20 protein-coding genes and 1 pseudogene are annotated in these 21,043 nt (G+C 54.7%); 6 read left to right on the top strand and 15 right to left on the bottom strand.

Annotated features, from left to right (window positions below):
• Positions 1-13: 13 nt before the first annotated feature.
• Both OES20_16965 and OES20_16970 read right to left on the bottom strand, forming a co-directional pair.
• Positions 14-709, bottom strand: coding sequence for a PEP-CTERM sorting domain-containing protein (locus tag OES20_16965; protein MDH3636392.1), 696 nt, complete (start codon positions 707-709; stop codon positions 14-16).
• A 202-nt stretch (positions 710-911) separates the two neighbouring features.
• Entirely contained in the window at positions 912-1,550 is a 639-nt protein-coding gene (locus tag OES20_16970) for a hypothetical protein (GenBank protein MDH3636393.1), read from the bottom strand.
• A 160-nt stretch (positions 1,551-1,710) separates the two neighbouring features.
• Between OES20_16970 and OES20_16975 the strand changes: the two genes are divergently transcribed.
• Positions 1,711-3,288 (top strand): hypothetical protein, encoded by a 1,578-nt coding sequence (locus OES20_16975; protein ID MDH3636394.1) that lies wholly within the window; start codon positions 1,711-1,713, stop codon positions 3,286-3,288.
• Positions 3,289-3,459: 171 nt separating this feature from the next.
• A pseudogene (locus OES20_16980) lies at positions 3,460-3,909 on the top strand (GNAT family N-acetyltransferase).
• A 27-nt stretch (positions 3,910-3,936) separates the two neighbouring features.
• Here the strand turns inward: OES20_16980 and OES20_16985 are convergent.
• The 12 genes from OES20_16985 to OES20_17040 form a co-directional block, all read right to left on the bottom strand.
• Positions 3,937-5,121 carry a TauD/TfdA family dioxygenase gene (locus OES20_16985; GenBank protein MDH3636395.1) on the bottom strand — a complete coding sequence of 395 codons (1,185 nt, stop codon included), beginning with the start codon at positions 5,119-5,121 and terminating at the stop codon, positions 3,937-3,939.
• A complete protein-coding gene (locus tag OES20_16990) occupies positions 5,105-5,515 on the bottom strand; it encodes a cupin domain-containing protein (GenBank protein ID MDH3636396.1) in 411 nt (136 codons plus the stop codon). Before OES20_16990 ends, OES20_16985 begins: the two co-directional genes overlap by 17 nt.
• A 104-nt stretch (positions 5,516-5,619) precedes the next feature.
• Positions 5,620-6,915, bottom strand: coding sequence for a malonyl-CoA decarboxylase (locus OES20_16995; protein MDH3636397.1), 1,296 nt, complete (start codon positions 6,913-6,915; stop codon positions 5,620-5,622).
• Between the two features lie 257 nt (positions 6,916-7,172).
• The gene (locus tag OES20_17000) at positions 7,173-8,087 is read right to left on the bottom strand and encodes an alpha/beta hydrolase (GenBank protein ID MDH3636398.1); all 915 of its coding nucleotides are present in this window, start codon (positions 8,085-8,087) and stop codon (positions 7,173-7,175) included.
• 162 nt (positions 8,088-8,249) lie between these two features.
• The gene (locus tag OES20_17005) at positions 8,250-9,248 is read right to left on the bottom strand and encodes an asparaginase (protein MDH3636399.1); all 999 of its coding nucleotides are present in this window, start codon (positions 9,246-9,248) and stop codon (positions 8,250-8,252) included.
• The gene (locus OES20_17010; protein MDH3636400.1) at positions 9,245-10,063 is read right to left on the bottom strand and encodes a phytanoyl-CoA dioxygenase family protein; all 819 of its coding nucleotides are present in this window, start codon (positions 10,061-10,063) and stop codon (positions 9,245-9,247) included. Before OES20_17010 ends, OES20_17005 begins: the two co-directional genes overlap by 4 nt.
• Complete coding sequence (locus OES20_17015; protein MDH3636401.1) at positions 10,047-10,931, bottom strand: EamA family transporter; 885 nt, start codon at positions 10,929-10,931, stop codon at positions 10,047-10,049. The genes OES20_17010 and OES20_17015 overlap by 17 nt, the downstream gene beginning before the upstream one ends.
• A 68-nt stretch (positions 10,932-10,999) precedes the next feature.
• Entirely contained in the window at positions 11,000-11,455 is a 456-nt protein-coding gene (locus OES20_17020) for a universal stress protein (GenBank protein ID MDH3636402.1), read from the bottom strand.
• Positions 11,456-11,483: 28 nt separating this feature from the next.
• Complete coding sequence (locus tag OES20_17025) at positions 11,484-13,385, bottom strand: hypothetical protein (GenBank protein MDH3636403.1); 1,902 nt, start codon at positions 13,383-13,385, stop codon at positions 11,484-11,486.
• A gap of 12 nt (positions 13,386-13,397) precedes the next feature.
• Positions 13,398-14,951, bottom strand: a complete 1,554-nt coding sequence (locus OES20_17030) for a BCCT family transporter (protein MDH3636404.1) — start codon at positions 14,949-14,951, stop codon at positions 13,398-13,400.
• Between the two features lie 212 nt (positions 14,952-15,163).
• Positions 15,164-15,511, bottom strand: coding sequence for a RidA family protein (locus tag OES20_17035; GenBank protein ID MDH3636405.1), 348 nt, complete (start codon positions 15,509-15,511; stop codon positions 15,164-15,166).
• A gap of 15 nt (positions 15,512-15,526) precedes the next feature.
• Positions 15,527-16,684, bottom strand: a complete 1,158-nt coding sequence (locus OES20_17040; GenBank protein MDH3636406.1) for a Xaa-Pro peptidase family protein — start codon at positions 16,682-16,684, stop codon at positions 15,527-15,529.
• A gap of 71 nt (positions 16,685-16,755) precedes the next feature.
• Between OES20_17040 and OES20_17045 the strand changes: the two genes are divergently transcribed.
• Positions 16,756-17,523 (top strand): arylmalonate decarboxylase, encoded by a 768-nt coding sequence (locus OES20_17045; protein ID MDH3636407.1) that lies wholly within the window; start codon positions 16,756-16,758, stop codon positions 17,521-17,523.
• 4 nt (positions 17,524-17,527) lie between these two features.
• Positions 17,528-17,716 carry a hypothetical protein gene (locus OES20_17050; protein ID MDH3636408.1) on the top strand — a complete coding sequence of 63 codons (189 nt, stop codon included), beginning with the start codon at positions 17,528-17,530 and terminating at the stop codon, positions 17,714-17,716.
• A gap of 29 nt (positions 17,717-17,745) precedes the next feature.
• Here OES20_17050 and xseA read toward each other — a convergent pair whose 3' ends face one another.
• The gene (gene xseA / locus OES20_17055; GenBank protein MDH3636409.1) at positions 17,746-19,080 is read right to left on the bottom strand and encodes an exodeoxyribonuclease VII large subunit; all 1,335 of its coding nucleotides are present in this window, start codon (positions 19,078-19,080) and stop codon (positions 17,746-17,748) included.
• 121 nt (positions 19,081-19,201) lie between these two features.
• On the opposite strand from xseA, the gene guaB reads away from it, so the two are divergent.
• The gene (gene guaB / locus OES20_17060; protein MDH3636410.1) at positions 19,202-20,659 is read left to right on the top strand and encodes an IMP dehydrogenase; all 1,458 of its coding nucleotides are present in this window, start codon (positions 19,202-19,204) and stop codon (positions 20,657-20,659) included.
• Positions 20,660-20,665: 6 nt separating this feature from the next.
• Positions 20,666-21,043 (top strand): gamma-glutamyl-gamma-aminobutyrate hydrolase family protein (locus tag OES20_17065; GenBank protein ID MDH3636411.1); only part of this gene is annotated, 378 nt, incomplete at its 3' end.

Below are 21,043 nucleotides of genomic sequence, written 5' to 3' on the forward strand. Positions count from 1 at the left end.
CTAACCCCGCTTTTTAAGACACTTTCCTTCGCTTGCTGAATCCAACCAACCCTATCAGTCCTATACCGAATAACAAGATTGCTGAGGGTTCGGGGACGCGGGCGACGCGGGTCAAGAATATGCTTCCATTGAGTAACCAATCCGGATCAACAATACGGCAGCAGTCGCGTAGCTCTATTAACGCCGGTGCTTTCCCGGCGTAAAGCTCCGGTACTAAAGTGTCTGTTCCATCCAAATCATAAAAATTGAAATCTTCTCCAAGCATAGATCCTTGCACCTCTGAACCATCGGCTGCTGTAAGTTCCCATGAACTAACGGCAACAACCGGCGGGCCACCCTGCGCATCATCCCCAAAACCGATCGAATGTCTGCGTACACTGTCGCCTATTGGTACTGGAGAATTTCCACCGAAAAAACTCAGGCCTCCGATGCTAAGGTCGAAGCTCACAATATCAAGAAAGACTGGACATTCACAGATTTCTGTTTGGGGTAGGTAGGCACCACTTCGCCTTACCGTCGTGTCAATCAGCATTGAGCCGAAAATGGGCAGGATACTGCCCGCACCCTGGTTAGAGACTGAACCTGCAACGGAGTTTTCCCACAATTCCGCGCCTTCCAGCGGATTCGCGTCACTAATAATTCCCGCATTAGCCTGCGCGGACACAAGTAATAGAATTGAAGCCCCAAGAATTAGTTTAATTCTTTTCATGCTCATTCCTCCGATAGACTCCGCTATCTTCCCATAAGCACATTTTGCTGGCGTTACGCGATTCACATAGTTGACATAGCCAAGCCCTGTACCTCTAGTGATTTAAGGATTCAACCGACGCTGCTGCTCACGCAAAGCCCTGGAAAGTTCGCGTAGCTGCATCCATACTCCGCCCTTATACGCGTTCTGGGAAACCTTATCCTTACCGGCTTTGGTTCTCGGCCCCGTCGATTTCTCCCAAGGCCGCCATTGCTGGATCAGCTTCGCCTGTCGTTCCCGTCGCTCTTGTGTCCAACCGTTCGCCATCCTTTTGCTCCAATTGTTTGTTTTGCTGATTTTGATTTTTCCGCGCGCGAGGGGTGTCGGGGGTATTGTTTACCTGTTGAGGTCCTTGGGCAATGTTTGCTTGTCCGACATAACCCATTATTGGCGGATTCTTGATAGCTGATAGCGCCTCCCAGGTGGCTCTACATTGAGATTGTGCCCGTAAGGCCAGTTTCAGGTATATATCTAGATTGTTCATGTATTCGGCCTTAATGGCCCTTGACGCCAGATTGTTGAAGATGGCATCCAAGGTATGGGCTTGCGTGGTTAGCATGGCTTCTGCACGGCTCATATCGCCATCATTACTGGCTTTGGTCTGCTCGACCAGCGAATCAATTAAACAATTCAGTTCGATATCGCCAAAGGCATTGTCATAAGCCTTCAGTGTAACTGCTGCTTGTACTGAGGGACGTAGCACGCCTCGTGCTAGGCCCATGCCTTGATTCTCATCAGGCTGAACATACACATTAATTTGATTCGAATTAGGTTTTTTTGCTGTTTTTCGTTTACTGGCCATCTCGCTAAATCTCTGTCACAAAAAATTCGCCTAAATTGTTGTTTATATGTGGCAAAATCGGGGTGTTTTCACAAAAAAACTTTTGTAAGTATGTGTAATATAATCAGAATCGGATTGATCTACTGCCACGTGGTGCAATCCGAGGACATCGAGAACTTCGTTGCCTGATCCTGCGGTTCACAGCAACTACTACGAAGCCCCTGCGGCCACTCCTGATGTCGATGAAATCTGGTGTTACTGCGACTGCCCGTGTTACTCGCCGGGTGACAGGATCGGTTTTCACGTCTCAACCACGGCCAAAACCTATCGCCTTGAAATTGCGCGTGACGGTATTGCGTTCGAAATCCTGTTTAACAGCGATGCGCTACCCGGTAAACGCCATGACACGCCGACCGATGCCTCGGTAGTCGGCTGCGGCTGGCCGGTCGGCTTCGAATTCAAGATTCCCGACGACTGGCCGTCGGGTGGATACCGGGTCACCAGTCGTATCGAGACGACTGGTGGTATTCGCGAACAGCATCATTTATTTTTGCTGCGCGCGAATCATGCCGAACGCGCGCAGCGCATGCTGCTGGTTTCATCAACCGGTACCTGGTGCGCGTATAACAACTGGGGCGGGTCGAATCATTACGAGGGCATCACAGGTCCCGCGGGTAGCGACTATTCACCGATCCTTTCGCTGCATCGACCGTTACCAAGGGGATTCGTCGTGTTACCAGTCGACGCACCCCGGGCGGCTCTGGCCGCCGCGCCGGCACATGACGAACCGGTTTCGTATCCGCACATGGAATGGGCCTATGCTACCGGCCATTCGAAGAAATATGCTTCGGCCGGCTGGGCTTCTTACGAACGCCATTTCATGCACTGGGCCGAACGTGCCGGCTTCGATGTGGATATCGTGTCCCAATATGATCTGCAACTGTGCCCCGAAGTTATCGAAGATTATCCCTGCCTGGTTTTCATTGGCCACGACGAATACTGGTCCTGGGAAATGCGCGACACGGTTGATGCCTATGTCGAATCCGGTGGTCGCGTGGCGCGCTTTGCCGGCAACTTCATGTGGCAGACCAGGCTCGAGGACGACGGCCGCAGGCAGGTCTGTTACAAGTACCGCGCCCTCGACGAGGACCCCGCCCGCGGTAGCAATCGCATCACGACAAGCTGGGAAGCGCCGCAAGTGGGGCGTCCGGGCGCGATGACTTTCGGCCTCAACGCACTGCACGGCGTCTACGCCGGCTGGGGTGGTTGTGTCGCGTTTGGCGCCGGCGGTTTTCCGCTTTACCGGCCTGACCACTGGGCTTTCGAGGGAACCGGTCTCGGTTACGGCGACGTGCTCGGCGCCGGCAGTCGCATCTTTGCCTACGAGGTCGACGGCCTCGACTACGAGATTCGTGACGGCCTACCATACCCGGTAGACCGGGAAAAGATACCCGATGGACTTGAAATACTCGCACTTGGCCTTGCGTCCAACGCTGAGGTTGCTCGAGGTGTCGATGACGATGCGCTTTTCCTCGGTTCCGAGGATTGCGCCTTCCGCGCCGAAATGCTGCATGGCGAGATAAATCGGCAAACCATGGCGCTCGCGGCCCGCGGTTCCGGTATGATTGTGTCTTTTCCGAGGGGGAGGGGCGAGGTTTTTCACGCCGGCAGCGTCGAATGGGTGGCCGGTCTGATCCGCAACGATGCGCAGGTAGAGCGGGTCACGCGAAACGTGTTAAACCGATATTTGCAGGCATAAACGGGAACGGGCCAAGGCACCTGATAACCTGGAACAACCTTGTCCAGGGCTACTGTCGGGCGCGCCGAAATGATCATATCGCCTGCCTGTGACCTGGGTTAAATCCGGGAAGAACTGTTTAGAACCAACCTCGAAAAACTGATTGACCTGTCTTGAAGCCGAAGAGCAAAGATGATGGTTACGGTCACAAATATCGAATTAGCCGATCGCGGAGATTGGGAGCTGCTGTACCACGGCTACGCCGAATTTTACCAGGTGCCGATGAATGAGCAGATTCTGGACACCGTGTGGGATTGGATTCACGATACCGACAATCCCTTCTTTGGCCTGATTGCCAGGAATGCAGACGACAAGGCGCTTGGATTGATGCATTGCCGGCAAATGCCGTCACCGCTGCGCGGCGCACTGGTTGGATTTCTCGACGATTTATTCGTGGATCCGGAAGCCCGTGGGTAGGGCGTGGTGGAGGAACTTTACGTGGCGCTAAACCGGCTTGGCAAGGAACAGGGTTGGCCCTTTATCCGCTGGATTACCGCGGAAAACAATTATCGCGGGCGCGCGGTATACGACAAGCTATCGGAAAAAACCCACTGGGTCACTTACCAGATGATGGTAGTATAACAGCAGGGTATCGGGGTCAATATCCTGTTAACCGGAAACGCCGGCCGGCAGGTACTGGTTGGCCTCGTCGATGAATCCTTGCTGCCTTGCGATCACACGCACCTGCTGATGAAACTGATCGCGTGACACGTTGCAGATTTGCAGGTGTCGGTTCAAATCTTTGAAACCTTTCCTGGAGTGCATGACACGGTGGTTGTCGAAAAAAACCGCGTCGCCAGCGTCAAGCTGAAAACAGAACTGATTTTGTTGCAGCAGCATCAGGGCGCTGAGTTTTGAATTGGCCGCGTGCAGCTGCCCTGCAAGCTCACCGGGAATATCGATTGGTGCCATCGAACGCGGGTGAAAGCGGAATCCGACCAGGTTACCGCTTTCGTCAACATTCAACGCGCGCGCCCGGGTGCGGAAGTCCATGCCTGCATCGGGAACAATGCGATGGTAGGTTTGCGGGCAGCCTGATAGCAGCCTGAAGGCTCCGGGATTCTGCTGCCTGAGCCGGGTTGCGATCTGGAATCCATCTACCAGCACCGATTCGCCACCATCGCTTGCTGGATTTATGCAGTAAAGAACCAGGATTCCGGTCGGCGTATGCAGGTAAGCCTCGTCAGTGTGTGGCGGGATGACCTGCGTTGTATTTCCGTAAGTGTGAGCGTTTTTGTCGGGCTTCAGATCGAATACTTTACTGTATGCGGCATCGGAGATTTCACCAATTAATGCAGCCATTTTCTCGATGCCTTGCGGTTTGGTTTTACCATGACGCATGATCGCAATACCGTAGTCACGCAGTGTTCGCAGGAATTCCAGGTAGGCCGGTTCATCCTGTTTCACATCATCGAGGTCATGCGAAACCTGTTCGGGGTCGAGCGAGCCATCCCATAATCGCGGATGCCATGGAACTCGCTGTCGTTGGCCGTCATAGGCGTATTCGTGTAACCACGTGAAATCATATTCCGAGATATGGTCATCGGGCTGCCAGGTGATTTTCAATTGATTCGCGACTTCAATCCTTGCCGGTTTTACATCGATCGCGACATCACTGGGATGCAGGCGCCGGCTGCCGGTGTAACTGTCACCACACAGGTCGCATTGACAGGCGCTGCGGAGCCAGAAATAGTGATAAAAGCTGGCGTTATCGGTATCCCAGTGGAGCACGATGCCGTCGTCCTTCTGGTCGACGGCCGGCATCGCGTTGAGTTGCTCAGGATTGGTCGCCATCAATGGCTACCGTTTCGTGAACCGCCGGCGAGTAAATCTCCAGGCACTCGAAGTCCTCGGAACACTGGATCTCGTTGTGTACGATTCCAGCGGGCTGCAGGCAATTGTCGCCGGCACGCAGGGTGACTTCACCTTCACCCTCGTAGTACATGGTTACCCAGCCTTTGAGGACATAAAACATCTGGAAGTCGCAAAGATGGCGGTGCATTCCGGTGGTGCGTAATTGCTGATCACCCTTGAAGCCGGCTTTGACGCGCGATATCGCTGCATGAAACTTGCCGTCAGTAGCTGCGGCAATGCCGAGATCGCGGTACTCGAAGCAGGCGCGCAAACCTTGTTGGTATTTCGCGTCCTGGGCCCGGTTGGCACTGAATTTTTGTGGTTGATCTGTCATTGCTGAAATCTCCGCTACAGTCCGCTGATTGCAGCCATATTATGCTCGATTCTCATAATATCAAGCGCGGCCCTGTATGATCTCAGCCATTAAATCGACCTGGTTTATTTTTGCAATAGTTTCTTAACCTGAGAACTGCAAATGATCTTGTGATTTCTGACATACTCTTCGTGATTTTCTTCGACCCGTGACAGGTCGTAGACATAGTTAACCATGGTACCGAGCGAGCGCTCCATACCTTTATCCGAAGGATTGCCGAGAATGTTGATGCGTTCGAGCATGGCGCCGTTTTTGAGGTGAAATCTTGCGACCGGATCGAGTGGTTCGTTGCGGCCGTTCTTCTCAATGAGGAAATAGTGCGCCGCAAGCTTTTCCAGCTCGACGAAGTAGTGCGTCGCGAGCTTATCCAGCTCGTTCTGCTTTCCTTCATAGGCTTCTGCATCAAAATGGGTAAGCAGGGATGCGATGTCATTGTTCTCTTCGGCCTGCAAATCGAGCCAACGACGAAAACCCGTTACCGGTGAAATTGTGGCAAAGGTTTTTAACTGCGGAAACCGCAGCTTCAAGCTGGTTGCAACTTGCTTGATTAGAAAATTGCCAAATGAAACCCCGGCTAGACCGCGGTGACAGTTTGATATCGAGTAAAAAATCGCGCAGGTAAGATTTTCAGGTGATTCGCCTGTGGGTTCACGACGCAGTATTTCACCAATGCCGCGAGGGATATGGTCGGTGAGCGCAACCTCGACGAATACCAGTGGTTCGTCCTCCATTGATGGGTGGAAGAAACCGTAGCAATAGCGATCCTCGGGCTCCAGGCGGCTACGAAGTTCCGACCATCTCTCAATTTCATGCACTGCCTCATAGGCGATAATTTTTTCCAGGATATGCGCGGGTGTGGTCCAGTCGAGTGGTTCTGTCAACAGGAAACCGCGATTGAACCAGGCATTGAACAGGTGGTAAAAATCAGTGTCGATCTTCTTCAATTCCGGCTTGTCCCGCATCGCTGTCAGCAGGTGTTCTCTCATCTTGACCAGGCGCCGGGTGCCGCCCAAAGCGAGATTGATACGGCGCAAGAGTTCCTGGCGACGAGGTTCGGCTGCAGCGGTTACCCTTACCAGGTTTTTTGCATCCGGATTCAACTCGTAAGCCTCGACTGCGGCCCTGATTTCCGCCGGGTCGATATCGTAATCGACAAGCAAAACATCGAAAAACTCGAGGCGCGCGGGTTCGTCGAGATTTTCGAATGCGTTCAGGATTCGTTCGGCCAGCAGCAGGCTTGAATATTCACCATCGGATTCCATCATCATGCGACAAAGCGACTCGATGGATTTGGTTTCCTCCTTGAACAAATGCTTGCGCAGCACTGCCGGCGTCCATTGGCCGATTCGCAGTGAGGGCATTAAATCCTGGAAAAATTGCATAGGGTTTACCGAAGATCCGAAACTGAATCAAGTTTAACTCATTGTGGCTGGTTTAATTGTGATATCGCTCGGAAATTGATTCTGGAATGCAGGTATATGCCAGCAACCGAGCCAGGTGAGCGGTAATGGAGCGCGGTTAGGAGAATGACACCGCAGTTCCGAGACCCGGGTGTTTCTGAAAAAAATATGAAGATCGGTTCGATCAACCGATAGAGGCTTCACCCATGATCGGCGTTTCAGGTATCGTAAATGACTTCGGCGGTAAAATTAATAGTCGTGTCATCGTAATTCAGATGCGATTTGAGCGCCTGCCATACCGACTCGGAATTTATGATCCTGACATGATCGGTATTCTTCGTAACCAATAGCTTGGTGAGCGGGTAGGTTGCGCAAAATCGGGTAGATTCGGAAACCGAGCTCTCCGAATCGGATTCATCATGGGCGATAACGGTAACGTCACCGTAGCGGGCCAGGTTCGTCGACAGTTCCAGTCGTTGATACTCGCTACGATAAATCTTTGCAAAACGATTCGCGTATTGCTTGACCAGGTCGGCGTGCAATTTCAGTTTGACCAGCTTCTTGAGGAAGTAAAGCTTGTAGTTAAAGACGGGTGAGATCAGAAACAGCGCCAGGTCCTTGACCAGCGCCGGACGTGCGTTGGCAATCGCAATACACCCCGTTGAATGTCCGACGAGTGCACAAAGGCCGCGATCAGTTCTCTTTAGGGTATTCAAGATTTCGTTGGTGGTTGCTATGGATTGCTGCAGTGTCGCGGGTTTCGTGTCACTCTTGCCATGTCCCAGATGATCAAAGGCCAGGGCCGTGAATCCACATTCGGCGAGCCCGTGCATCAACGGGAAAAACTGGTGCGCACCGCCGCCCCAACCATGAACGAACAGGACCATCGGACCCCTGCCAGTTTGATAGGCTTGAATGTTGCCATCACCTGTTTTCATGACAATCTGTTCGAAGCCACGCGGCAAACGGACCGCCTTGGTATCAGTTGCCTTCGGGACAAACAGCATGGAGTCGATTTTGTCGTTGGTCCACCCGGGAACATATTTGCCAAGTACACCAGCCTTTTTCTTCGCAAATGAAGAAAACAGGTTACCAACCCTTGAAATGTTGGGTAAGGAAGAGATTTTTTCCATTTATTATATACCCCGTATCATGACTATGAATTTTAGCTGATTTCGGCTATCGGGCAGTTGTACGAGGGCGTAAATAAGTCACTTCAAATGCGTAAATATATATGATTGACACTATTGATCGGGCGAAATCGCCGCGATTTTGTGATTGAGGTCTAGTTCCTGCTAGAGCGGGGCAGGTTCACGATAACCGGTTAAAACACCGCGGGTATTTTGGATGGGTACGCGACAGCGTTGCTCGAGTTGTTCCCGGTCATCGGGATGCAGCGCCTGCAGGTGCTGCAAAAGCGCAAGTATTGCCACTTCAGCCGCCGTTCCAGTGCCATCTTCGATTTTTAACGCAACGCCAAGCCCCTGTTCTTGCAGCACCGCGGTATAGACGCCATCTGCACCGGTTTTAACCAGGACTTTGCGACCGGTTAACGTCATGATCTCGGTGCAAAGTCTGCCGGTGCCGGCAACCATGAAGGGATTCGAGGCAATGGCGCCGGTAATGCGATCGAGCGCCTCGCCGCGTGTGGCCGGCAAATCGTCCGGCACTGCAACCCGCGCGAACGCGGTGGCTATTGCCTTGAGTGGCATTGCGATCACCGGTATTCCGCAGCCATCGTAATTCCAGGGTAAGACACGCATATCGACGCCCGACATCTCGCCCAGAACATCGAACCAGCGTTGTTGGGCAGGATGTTCGCGTTCGATGTAACCCCGGGTCTCTTCTGCCATGAATAGAGACGTGGTCAACATCCCGGTATGTTTTCCGGAGCAGTTGTTATGAATTTTACCCGGCTTTACGCCGTCGATCAGTAAAGACTCGGCGGTTTTGACATGTAATGGCGCATGCGCACCGCACTCCAGAGCATCTTCGTCGAGCTTTATGCGTGCCAGCCAGCTTTGTACCGTATCGGTATGCTCGGGCTCGGCATTATGTGAGGAGCAGGCCAGCGCGAGCTCAGCGTCACTCAGCTGAAAATGGCCTGCGGCACCCGATTCGACCAGCGGTAAGGCTTGTAGCGGCTTGATTGCCGAGCGCGGATACACCAGTGCATCGATGTCGCCCCAGGCATGCACCAGGCGTCCTTGCGGATCACAGACGGCGATGGCGCCACGGTGTCGATTTTCAATGACTTCGCCGCGCAGGACATTAACCAGCACTGGATTACTCATTTTGAATCTTCCCTCGGCCACAGCACCGGAAACCAGTCGGTGCGCAATTTCTGCCCGTCTCGCATATTATGCCCGGGGAAGGGTGGAGAGGTTCTTCCGGGGCGTTCACAATAATGTCCGTCGTCTCCTACCCAACGCATCGAGAAGGCTCGACGGGGCCGGTTTTGCAAATTGCCACGGGCGCCATGCACGGTACGAAAATCAAACGCCACGGCATCGCCGGGTTGCATTTCCCATTCGAGAATGGTTTCAGTGGCGTCGAGCTCCGGCAACGTCATGTATTGATCGTTTTCGGCAGCGTAAAACTCGGCATCGTCGAGCCATTTTACCGGCAGCACCAACTTCGGCCAGCGATGCGAGCCTGCTACCAGTCTCAACGTTTCGGTTTTGCCTACCGGGTCGAGCGGTAGCCAGAAACTGACCGTTTGTGTGCCGTCGGCAAAGTAGTAGGGTGCATCCTGGTGCCAGGGCGTGGGTTTTGGCGTGTTTGGTTCCTTGACCAGCACATGGTCATGAAAAAACTGCGCGGTTTTCGAGCGCATGATGCTGGCGGCCAGTTCAGCCGCGTCCGATTTCAGAATGAAGTCATGAAACTCGGGAATACGCTCCCAGTTGCAGTAGTCATCCCAGAAACTACCGCTATTGTCCGCGCTTTCATTTTCGGAATAATAAGGTCCAGGTTCTTCATGGTTACGGGCCACCCCGGCGCGCAGCACATCGATCCAGTCACTGAACAGACCTCTCAGGCACACCGCACCGAGGCTCGCGTACGCGGTACAGGCTGTGTCGTCAATCTTGTTAAATGCTGCTTCCATCTTTCGCAATTTGTGCGCGCCAGGGCCGGCGTTGAATCGTAATCATCGCCACCCCGATAATCGCCAGGCAACCGCCCGACGCAATCTTGATCGTCAGTGTTTCACCGAGAAAGAATATACCACCAATCACCGAAGTAACCGGCAGCAATAATAAAAATGGCATGACCTGGTTGACACTGTAATGACCCAGCAGCCGGTACCAGATACCGTAAGCAAGTGCAGTCATGATGATCCCGAGATAAATCACGGCGCCCCAGGCCGCGAACGAGGCGCTTTGAATCTGCAACAGTTGATCCTGTTCCAGCAAGAACGAGGCGACAAAAAGCTGCGGCGCGGCGAACAGCGATACCCCGCTGATCAGGCGAAAGCCACCGAGATTGCCGAGTTTCTTGATCATGATCTGTCCGACTGCCCAGGTGAACGCCCCCCCGATCACCATGAACGCATAAACCAGGTCCCCTGAAAGCTTGGGTTCGCCGATGATCAATACTGCTCCGCTAAACGCGATCACGATACCAAGCGCCTGCAGGGGTCTGATACGGTCGCCGAAGACTAGCCATGCAAGTATCAATCCGAAGGGTACTTCGAGTTGCACCAGCAGGGCCGCAGTTGACGCATCGATACCGCGCAGGCCGTTAAAGGTCAGGCTGTACTGCAGTGCGGCACTGACCAGCGAAATCAAGAACAGCTGTTTGAACAGCCCGGGCGGGGGTCGGAAAAACCAGACCAGGATTGATGCAGTCAGGGTAAATCTCAAAGCCATCAACAGGATGGGCGAAAAATGCGACATCCCGGCCTTGGCGACGATGAAACCCATACCCCAAAGAACGGCGACCGAAATCGCCAGTAAAACGTCAACGGGTTTCATCGATACCGGCTGTGGATTTCGACCGACCTAGACAGGAATAGAAATTACCTGCTGAAAGTGACAGTGATTTATGTCTCGCGAACGACCGTTACCGAACAACCTGCATGGCGAGCCACCCTTGCCGAGTTCGGACCCAGCAGGAAATCCGCCAGCGAGGGTCGATGCGCGCCCATTACGATATGATCGATCTTCAAATCCTTGGCAGCCTCGACAATCTCGCGGTAGACGGTGCCGTTTTCAACCACGACCCCCGCCTGCATTTTCTTGGGCACGCTTTTATCGGCTATTTCCTGCAGTTGTTTCGCCGCATCATCCTTCCATTCCTGTAATGGATACTCGGTAGAACCGTGCATTTCGCCACGGATCGCATAACGCTGATCGATGCCCGGTGTGATACCCGGGATGACGGTCATCAGATATATCTGGGCACCCTTCACACCGGTTGCCATCTGTACCGTTTTTTCTATGACACCAGCCGAAAGGTGCTCGTCTTCCAGATCTATGGGTGCTAAATAATTTACCATCGTCAAATCTCCTAATTATCCTGGCTGGTTAAAGGTCGTCGGGCATTTTGAAATCGCGCGGGCTGGGCAGGCCTACCAGGTAAAGCACCCATACTGTAAACAGAATCATCAGGATGTTGATTATCGAGATATCTGCGCTGAAGGGTAACGATTTATCCACGACCGTGATTTCGGGTGCCAGTGAACCATGCACCGGGATAGCCGGATCGATCACATCCATGGCGCCCAGTGCTTCCCGTATCGCCTTCACCGCACTCGCGCTGACCGGAATCGCCGCGCTCGAATCGATACCGGCTGTTCCTGGTCCCACCTCGCCTGCAGCCTGAATCGTTTTTGCTGGGCTGGCGAGCACAAACTGAGTACTCACGGTGGTGATCGGGCTACCCTGGGAGTGATAGGTATTCGCCGGGATAGTCGCCGGACGAATGAAGCTGAAGCGAGCGGTATGACCGCCTTCTGCCCATTCAGTCAGATCGATTAGCTTGTAAAAACCAGTGCGCATGAGGCCAGCGAATTCACGATCCTTCGTCGGCGCCATCAAAAAGACACCGTCGTGATCGCCAGCACCCACCGCCGTCAATCCCAACAGCAGGTTGTGAGTAGTGCTGTCGGAGTTGATGACTTCGATACTGTCGGCCTTACCGATGGAATTGAGCAGCATGTTCAATACAATCGAGGCCCCCGAACCTTTCGGGCCAGTTGCAATCTTGGTCATTCCTTCGAGCGAGCTGGTTCCTTTGTTGACACCTACCAGGTGGCCAGTTTTATAACCCACAACTGCAAACGCCTCTGCGTTACCCTTGCTAACTGGGCCTTGTGCACCTAGCGAGTAGAAGGATTCGGCGCCGACAATCGCGACGCGAGCCTCGCCACTGGCGAGCTTGCCCAGCGGATCCACATCATTGAACAGATCAAGATCACTACCGGCGTAACCGCTACGAATTGCCCGGAGGGCACGCGCGGTATCGGTGTCACGTTTGACGCCGGGATCTGCAACCACGGCTATTTTTGCCGCGCCGCTGCCCTTGGAACCCTCCGGCAGCAATCCCTTGGAGGCCAGAAAGGTCGCGGCCACAGTGGCGGCAGACTGGGCGTCCAGGTCAACTGCCTTGTTCATCGCCTGCATATCGGCGGGCGTGATTTTACCCGACAGTTTTTCCAGCACTTCGCGTAGTCCCTTGAGACTCGCCAAGGCGTCCGAGCGCACCAATGGCGCCACTTCGTAGACCGGGAAGAAATTCAGGTTATCGCTCAGTACGACCAGGTCATACTCGGCTATTTGACCATCGGTCATGAACAATTCACCAACGTCGACCGTTCCGTCCAGCAACGCCGAGACAATCTTGTCCTTGCCTTCGGTTCCAACCGGGAAGGTGGTGGTTTTAGATCCGGTGATACCGTAACGGCGGTTCATTTGCTGCAGACCATCCGCCGGACGTTGCACAAAATCCTCGTCCACGGCATAACTGACGCTGGCAAGCTTGGTCAGATCCTGTAGCGTTTTGATGCCGAGATCCGAGGCCCGTTCTTTCGTCATCACCATGGCATAGTCGTTGGAAAATCCAAACTTGCCGGTCAGTTCCAGCCCAAGTGGCTTGAACAGTGCCGACACCTTGGCGGTCGACGCTTCACCGTCACTGGTAGGCGCCTGACCGAGGAAGGTCAGGCTGGTGCCGTTGTACTCGGGGTAGACGTCCAGCACGTCCTGCTTGACCGCCTCCATGATTTTCGGCGTGAGTCCGAACGGAATACTACGTTCTACCTGTATACCCGCGTTTTCGGCCATCTGGGCAATCATTTCTGCCAGGATCATGCTCTCCGCGAAAGGCTTGGCGCCGACCCGCAAACTCTTGCGATCTTCTCCACCGCAGGCGACCAGTACCGTACATAACAGGACCGCTACAACTTGTTTTAAGTATTTATTTATCATTGTCGTTTCCCCCTAAGCCGCGCTTTCATCGGATTGACTGTCACTACCGACATGCCGCACCACGGTGTGCTTTTCACGCACGATCGGGTCCTCGCGTACGATCCTGAAAAATGCGGCGAGCTGCAAAATGATGACAAAGGTGAAGGGTATTGCCCCCGTGATCGCCATGACCTTGGCAACCTTGACACTCTCGGTGACGATGGTGGCAATGGTAATTCCGGCCATGATGAGTCCCCAGACCAGTTTTAACCTGGTCTGCGGGTTCAAATCGCCCTTGCTGGTCATCATGCTGATAACAAAAGTGCCCGAGTCCGCGCTCGTCACGAGGAAGATGAAGATCAGGCAGACCGCGAGGAAATTGAGCAGCGTGGTGCCGGGGAAGTACTCGAAGAAGCCGAACAACGCGCCGGCCACATCGGCAAATACTTTATCGGCGATGCCACCGGCGCCGAACATTTCGATGTGAATCGCGGCGCCACCGAAAGCGGCAAACCACAGCATAGAAACGATAGTGGGAACGCCTACAACGTAGATGACAAATTGACGGATGGTTCTGCCGCGGCTGATGCGCGCGATAAAGATACCGACAAAGGGTCCCCAGGCCAGCCACCAGATCAGGTAAGTCAGAGTCCAGCCATGAAACCAGTTCCACGAGCCCGCGGGGGTATAAGCGTAGGTCTTGAACGACATTGGAATCAACTGGATCAGGTAGTCGCCAATGGCATAGATGAAGGATTGAAACAGGTAGGCAGTGGGTCCACCGAACAGCACCACCAGTAAAATCAGGATGGCGACAATCATATTGATGTTACTCAGAATCTTGATGCCCTTGTCGACACCGGTGCAGGCCGACAACAGGAAGCAGACGGTCATGACGGCGATGATGATCATGCTCATGGTGACATCCTGGTCGGTGCCGAAGACCGCGCTCATGCCGGAGCGTACCATCAGCGTACCCATCGCCAGCGAACCCGCGAGACCGAATACGACCGCGATAACCGCGAGAATGTCGGCGGTGTTACCGATGCCATTCAGGGTCTTTGGACCGAAAACATTCTTGAATCCAACCCTGATGGGCGTCGATACCATCGAAGGCAGACCTAGTCTGAAAGTGAAATAGGCCACCGTCAGGGCACAACAGCCGTAGATCGACCAGGCGTGTAATCCCCAGTGCAGGTTGGTAATAACCATCGCATTGCGTGCCGCGATTGCAGTTTCGCCCTCGCCGACCGGCGGGGTCATGAAATGGTAAATCGGTTCGGCCACGCCCCAGAATAGAAGCCCCGAGCCCATGCCGGCGGCGAACAGCATTGCGATCCACGAAGGCGTGCTGAATTCGGGTTCCTCATCGTCGGCGCCTAGCTTGATATCACCGAACTTGGTAGCCGCCATGAAGCCCATGATGACCAGGAAAGCCGTACATAAGGCCAAAAAATACCAGTCGAGCGCGGTGAGTGAGTAGTTAACCAGCCACTGTGCCGCACCCGTCATCGAATCGGGATCGGCGACTCCCCAGATGGCAATAGCGGCACATAAAACCAGTGAAACAAGCATTACGGTATTCATAGAAAGGGCCCCCTCGATCATGCCCGGTATGGCGCGGGCAATTGTTATTTATGCAACCAGGCAGCGTGTCGAAGCCAGGTTGGTGCATAGATTTTATTGGGGGCAGGATAAACCCAATGTGGATCGATGTCTAATTTGAGAGGTATCTGTAATCCACGCGACGCTTTTCAGGATTTCAATTTCGGGGGGCTGGAACAGCCGAAAGATTTCAACTAGCAGGCCGCGATAATCCCGACTTCGACCAGTAAGTCAGGGCTTGCCAGACGGGCCTCGATGCAGGCGCGGGCCGGCGCGTGACCCTCGGGTACCCAGGCATCCCAGACTTCGTTCATTGCGGCGAAATGCCCCATGCTTGTAAGCCAGATCTGCGCGGAAAGGATTTTTGTCCGGTCGGAGCCGGCCTCGGTCAGTAAAGTATCGATTTTATGCAGCACTTGCCGGGTCTGGGTCGTAATATCAGCCTTCGCGTCTTCGGCGACCTGGCCGGCAAGGTAAACGGTGTCATCGTGAATAACGATCTGGCTCATGCGTTGGTTGGTGTGATGGCGGGTGATGCTCATGTCGGACTCCTGGGATTAGCGATTAACGGTAATAATTTTTCGAGGATACTCGGTGATGTACTCGCAACCGGTCTCGGTGACGGCAATCGAATCGCCGATGCGCCCGCCCAGTTTGCCGTCGACGCTGATACCACCGTCCACCGCGAAAGTCATGCCGGCCTGAAGTACGGTCTCGTCACCATGCTTGAGCTCGGGAGATTCGAGGTAAGCCATGCCGATCGAACGTCCGGTACGATACCCGGTAGCAAAACCGCGTTCGCGGTAAATCTCGTCGGCTGCCTCGGCAATCGATTCGGCGGTAACACCGGGGCGTATCGCGGCGATGGCCGCCTGCTGTGCATCGATTGCGGCCTGCTGCACCTCGGCAGCGTCATCGGAGACTTCCTTGATGAAAAACATGCGGTCAAAGCCGAGTTTGTATTGCTTGAACTGAGCCATGTTGCAGAAACAGAAATAAACCGGATCCCCCTTTTCGAGTGCCTTTACGCTGGCACGGCGGTGCACCATTGAGGTATCGCGCCCCGACTGCATGATCTGCAGGTTATGAATCATCGGCGAAATGAACGCCTCCCAGCCTCTGGCGGTCAGGAATCCGGCCGCCTTGCGGGTGCCGGCGTTGATCACGGCGAGCGCGGCCTCGTACTCGGGGCGTCCTTCACCCAGCGCATCCTCGGCGGCCTGCATCATCGCGCCGGCAATTTCACCGGCCTGCTTCATTACCTGGATTTCCTCGGGTGACTTGATCATGCGCATTTCCCCGAGTAGCGGCGCGATGTCATGCAGTTTAGTCCCGGGCATTTGATCGTCAAACCAGTTGCGTACAATCGGTGGCAGCGCTGCAATTTCGACACCGATATTCCCCGGGTTCTTGCCGATCGCGTCGGCAAGTACATTTTCCCAGCGCTTCGCACCGGTGTCTTCCCAGGTGGAAACGTTTTCAACCCAGGTCATCGCGCCGACCATTTCGCTTTCCATTAGCGGGGTGATGACCTGCGGTGGCGCCTCGGGGCGAATCAGCAGAAATGTCGGCCGACCAAATTCGACCGACAGATACCCCCAGAACCCCGCGAGGTAGGCGATCGAACTTTCGTCGGTGATGATGGCAAGATCGATTCCGGCCTGTTTAAGGCGGGACTGGAATTCGGTTGTTCTCTGGCGTGCCTGGTCGAGCATTGAAAATTCCTGGATAGCGCAAACAGTCGGGTGTATATATCATACCGTCTGCCCTAAAGGAATTTTTACCTATGCGATCCCAGGCTGTGCTTGCGCCCGCACCTGTCGACGTTCGATTCGACAAGGGCGTCCATCATCGTGCCAAGATTGGTTACGTGTTGCTTGCGACCGAACAGACCGTGCAGGACGATGTCATAAGGCTGCAGCCACCAGGTGTGGGTATCCACTTTACACGGGCCGCGATCCCTGATTCGATTACCAATGAATCACTAGCTGCGCAGGTCGATTTGCTCGCCGATTGCGCCGCCAGCCTGCTGCCCGATGGCAGTCTCGACGTGGTATGTTACGCCTGTACCTCGGGTAGCCTGGTGATTGGCGAAGAACGCGTTTTTGCGGAACTAAAACGGGGCGCACCGAATGCAACCGCCACCTCTCTGATTACCGGTGTGATTCGTGCCCTGAAGCAGGTCGGGGCACGCAGTATCGTCGTTGCAACACCGTACCTGGATGAAGTTAATCAGCGCGAGGTCGACTACCTCGAGCAGGCCGGGTTTGAAGTCATATCGCTGTGCGGCCTGAATCTCGAAAAGGACAGCGACATGGTGCGTGTTGCCCCGGACTACATCGCCGAGTTTGCGCTCGCGCAGGATCATCCCGATGCGGACGCGATCTTCATTTCCTGTGGCGCATTGCGCACGCTGGATGTTATCGGTGACATCGAATCCCGCGCGGGTAAGCCCGCGATCTGCAGCAACCAGGCGATGATCTGGGATTGCCTGCGACTGGCCGGTATCGACGACCAGTTTTCGGGATATGGAAGCCTGCTGTCGAAGTATTGACACCGTGAAAATCTTGTACCTCCTGAGTATGTTGCTTGGCTTGTTGGTGCCGATTGCATCCGCCTTTGCCGCCTGCGATCAATTTGTCGCAGACACCGATGCCTGGGTGTTTGATTTTGGCGCGGGCGAGGCGGTCGTTAACGCGAGGGATAGCAAATTGAATGTGTTACTGGTAGCCAGCCACCAGAAATAAAATTCCGCTAACGAGCTATTCCTTACGAGCTATTCCACTTTCGCCGGTTTGCTGCCGTCAGTCAGGGTGATCTCGATGTTATCCCCTGTCGTGAGCTGCTGCACCGATGTAACCAGCTTGTCATTTTTACTGACAGTCGCGAAACCACGTGCCAGTGTTTTAAGCGGGCTTAGCGTGTCAAGCGATCGACTTTGCAGTGAAAGTTGGTGGCGTGCTAGGAGCAATTTTTGCCGCATCGCGACCTTATGGTTGTGCTGCAGGCGAGCGAGCTTTTCACGGTGCTGGCTGATCTTTATCTTTGGGCTCACCCGCACCAGGCTCGACTGGCACAGGCGCAGACGGTGACGGTCTTCGGTGAGCTTGCTGCGCTGGCGTTCGAGCAACGACAGGTAAGCGTGATCGAGGCGTAGTTTCAATTGTGCAAACTGACGCGTCGGGTGTTGCTGGTCAAGCGCCTTAACCAGGTATTTAAGGCGCTCCCGATATTGTCCGAGTTGCAATTCGAGTTGCCCGAGCAGGCGTGCAACCCGATCGTCCAGGGCCTGCATCAATTCATTAATGTCGGGGGTTATGGTTTCAGCCGCAACCGACGGTGTCGGTGCGCGAAAGTCCGAGACAAAGTCGGCGATCGTGAAATCGATTTCGTGTCCGACTCCGGTGACCACAGGAATTGGGAACGCGGCAATGTCGCGCGCCAGTCCCTCGTCATTAAAGCTCCACAGATCCTCGAGCGAGCCGCCACCGCGCACCAGCAGGACCACGTCGCATTCCCCGTATTCGGTAACCTGTGCCAGGGCCTGGCGAATCTGGGCGGCTGCAGTCTCCCCCTGCACCGGCGTGGCGAACACGACGATGGGTATGTGGGGCGCGCGTCGTTCGATGACCGACAATACGTCACGGATGGCCGCACCGGTGGTCGACGTGACCAGTGCGATCTTTTGCGGATGCCCGGGAAGCGGTTTCTTTAACGCGGCATCGAACAGGCCTTCCTGCCCCAACTGGGCCTTGAGTTGTTCATAGCGCCGCATCAACTCGCCAACTCCGGAATCTTCCAGGTGGTCGACCACGAGTTGAAATTCACCACGCGCCTCGTACAGGGTGACCTGGGCTCTGACCAGAACCTTCTGGCCATTTTGAGGTTGAAAGCCAACGCGGCTGTTGCGCCCACGAAACATGGCCGCGCGACACTGCGCCTTTTCATCTTTCAGCGTGAAATACCAGTGCCCCGATGCCGGGCATGCAAAATTCGAAATCTCGCCCTCGATCCAGAGCGTACCGATGCCCTGGTTGAGCAGGGTTTTGACTTCGAAATTTAGCGCGGAGATGGTCCAGATAGCTTCGGTGGTGGGTTGCGCTGGCTGCATGTAACTGAAACTTTGTGAAATCAGCGCCCATTCTAACTTAGTCGCGTCGATTCCAATAATCTCACTTACGCTCGCGCGCGCATTAATTTATAATCGCGCTTTGCAACAGCCCGTCGGAGTCATCATGCGAATCAGCCAGGAAGCCCTCACTTTCGACGATGTATTGCTGGTGCCCGCTAAATCCGAAGTGCTGCCGAACGATACAGTGCTGAAGACCCGCCTGACCCGCAGCATTGATCTCAATATTCCATTAGTTTCTGCCGCGATGGACACGGTAACCGAATCGGGCCTGGCGATTGCCATCGCGCAGGAAGGCGGCATTGGTATCGTCCACAAGAATCTTTCGATCGATCAGCAGGCCGCCGAAGTCGCCGGGGTGAAAAAGTACGAAAGCGGGGTCATCAAGGATCCCATTACGATTAGCCCGGACACTCCGGTTCGAGATGTGATCAAGCTAACCCAGGAACGCAAAATCTCGGGCTTGCCCGTGATCGGCAGCGAAGGCCTGGTCGGTATCGTGACCAAGCGTGATCTGCGTTTTGAAACACAACTCGATCAGCCTGTCTCATCGATCATGACGGCCCGCGAAAAACTGGTCACGGTTGGCGAGGGTGCTGAAAAATCCGAGGTGATAGAACTGTTGCATCGCCATCGTATCGAGCGCGTTCTCGTGGTCGATGAAAAAGGCCAGATGAAGGGTATGATTACGGTCAAGGATATTACCAAGTCGAGCGTTCATCCGCTGGCCTGCACCGACGAATGGGATCGCCTTCGAGTCGGCGCGGCCGTCGGTACCGGTGCCGACACCGATGACCGCGTGCATGCCCTGGTCGAAGCCGAGGCGGACGTGCTGGTCGTGGATACCGCGCACGGTCATTCACGGGGCGTACTCGACCGGGTCGCGTGGATAAAACAAAGCTTCCCAGAGATCCAGGTGATTGGTGGCAATATCGCCACCGCGGAGGCAGCGCGCGACCTGGCGGATGCAGGTGCGGATGCGGTCAAGGTCGGCATTGGCCCGGGTTCGATTTGTACCACGCGTATCGTCGCTGGCGTTGGTGTGCCGCAAATTTCGGCGATCAGTAACGTCGCCGGGGCGCTCGAGGGAACCGGGGTGCCCGTCATCGCCGACGGTGGCATCCGCTTTTCGGGAGACGTTGCCAAGGCTATGGTCGCCGGTGCGCACGCGGTCATGATCGGCAGCATGTTTGCTGGCACCGAAGAAGCGCCGGGCGAAGTCGAGCTGTTCCAGGGACGTTCCTACAAGTCCTACCGCGGCATGGGTTCGATTTCGGCGATGCAGAAAGGCTCCAGTGATCGTTATTTCCAGGCCGACAGTGCCGACGAAAAGCTCGTACCTGAAGGTGTCGAGGGGCGCGTACCTTTCAAGGGGCCGCTGACGAATACGATTCACCAGCTACTCGGCGGAGTGCGTTCCAGCATGGGCTACGTGGGTTGCGCCACCATCGAAGAGTTGCGTACCCGTCCTGAATTCGTGCAGGTAACCAATGCCGGGATGCGCGAATCGCACGTTCACGACGTGACGATTACCAAGGAAGCCCCCAACTATCAGGTATAACTCCAGATGTCAGATCTGCACGACGATAGAATCCTGATCCTGGATTTCGGCTCGCAGTACACCCAGTTAATTGCCCGACGCGTACGAGAGGCTGGTGTTTACTGTGAAATCTATCCCTGGGATGCCGATTTCGAGCAGGTACGTGATTTTGGTGCGCGCGGCTTTATTCTCTCCGGGGGACCCGAGTCGACACTCGACTCGGTCAGGCCCGAAGTACCGATGGAATTGTTCGAGCTAGGCGTGCCGATACTGGGGATATGTTACGGCATGCAGGCTATGGCCCTGCAGCTGGGTGGAGAAGTCGAAAATGTCGGCAAGTCCGAATTCGGTTACGCCAGCGTCCGTGCCCGCGGGCATACCGAGTTACTGCGCGACATTCAGGAT

The organism is Gammaproteobacteria bacterium (assembly GCA_029862005.1).
Taxonomy (GTDB): Bacteria; Pseudomonadota; Gammaproteobacteria.

Coding starts and splice junctions, on each gene's coding strand:
- OES20_16965 (MDH3636392.1), bottom strand. CDS start 709: ATGAAAAGAATTAAACTAATTCTTGGGGCTTCAATTCTATTACTTGTG.
- OES20_16970 (MDH3636393.1), bottom strand. CDS start 1,550: ATGGCCAGTAAACGAAAAACAGCAAAAAAACCTAATTCGAATCAAATT.
- OES20_16985 (MDH3636395.1), bottom strand. CDS start 5,121: ATGGCGACCAATCCTGAGCAACTCAACGCGATGCCGGCCGTCGACCAG.
- OES20_16990 (MDH3636396.1), bottom strand. CDS start 5,515: ATGACAGATCAACCACAAAAATTCAGTGCCAACCGGGCCCAGGACGCG.
- OES20_16995 (MDH3636397.1), bottom strand. CDS start 6,915: ATGCCCTCACTGCGAATCGGCCAATGGACGCCGGCAGTGCTGCGCAAG.
- OES20_17000 (MDH3636398.1), bottom strand. CDS start 8,087: ATGGAAAAAATCTCTTCCTTACCCAACATTTCAAGGGTTGGTAACCTG.
- OES20_17005 (MDH3636399.1), bottom strand. CDS start 9,248: ATGAGTAATCCAGTGCTGGTTAATGTCCTGCGCGGCGAAGTCATTGAA.
- OES20_17010 (MDH3636400.1), bottom strand. CDS start 10,063: ATGGAAGCAGCATTTAACAAGATTGACGACACAGCCTGTACCGCGTAC.
- OES20_17015 (MDH3636401.1), bottom strand. CDS start 10,931: ATGAAACCCGTTGACGTTTTACTGGCGATTTCGGTCGCCGTTCTTTGG.
- OES20_17020 (MDH3636402.1), bottom strand. CDS start 11,455: ATGGTAAATTATTTAGCACCCATAGATCTGGAAGACGAGCACCTTTCG.
- OES20_17025 (MDH3636403.1), bottom strand. CDS start 13,385: ATGATAAATAAATACTTAAAACAAGTTGTAGCGGTCCTGTTATGTACG.
- OES20_17030 (MDH3636404.1), bottom strand. CDS start 14,951: ATGAATACCGTAATGCTTGTTTCACTGGTTTTATGTGCCGCTATTGCC.
- OES20_17035 (MDH3636405.1), bottom strand. CDS start 15,511: ATGAGCATCACCCGCCATCACACCAACCAACGCATGAGCCAGATCGTT.
- OES20_17040 (MDH3636406.1), bottom strand. CDS start 16,684: ATGCTCGACCAGGCACGCCAGAGAACAACCGAATTCCAGTCCCGCCTT.
- OES20_17045 (MDH3636407.1), top strand. CDS start 16,756: ATGCGATCCCAGGCTGTGCTTGCGCCCGCACCTGTCGACGTTCGATTC.
- xseA (MDH3636409.1), bottom strand. CDS start 19,080: ATGCAGCCAGCGCAACCCACCACCGAAGCTATCTGGACCATCTCCGCG.